Here is a 461-nt window from a genome sequence, read left to right as displayed (position 1 = left end):
CGCTGTTGCTGGGATTTCTCGCCAACATCGCCTTCCTGGTCTTCCTGGCCGGCCTTTGGGGCAGGCTGCGCCGATGGGAGGGCCCTGCCGGGATGTTCGCCGCGCTGGTCCTCGTAGCCGGTGTTGCCTTGGTGGCGCTCATGCTGGTTTCAGGGGGCCTGTACATGGCGCTCATCCAGTATGCCTCCGGTGGTCAGCCCGACCCGGCGGTGCTTTCCGCCCTCGCCGTCCTCAACGAATGGGTGGGCGGCGCCATTGTGCCCGCCGGTGTCGCAATGTTCCTCGGGGCGGCGGTAGCCATCCTGACCACCCGGGCGCTACCGCGGTGGTTGGGCTGGCTGGCTGCCGTCACGTCCGTGCTGCTGCTCGTTTCCCTCGCGGGAGTATTTGAGACCTCCCCCGATGGGGGCGCTATCGGCATGGCCGGTTTTGTCGGCTTCCTGCTCTTCCTGGTCTGGGTC

The 461-nt window shown here is 67.2% G+C and carries 1 protein-coding gene; it reads left to right on the top strand.

The window, feature by feature from the left end; translation table 11 throughout:
* On the top strand, positions 1-461 hold a 461-nt coding region (locus AC5RU7_RS21065), incomplete at both ends, for a hypothetical protein (protein ID WP_494053884.1).

This window comes from Arthrobacter sp. K410C (genome assembly GCF_059090105.1).
The sequence above is the reverse complement of the archived record's forward strand: the minus strand, read 5'-3'. Positions and strand labels throughout refer to the sequence as shown.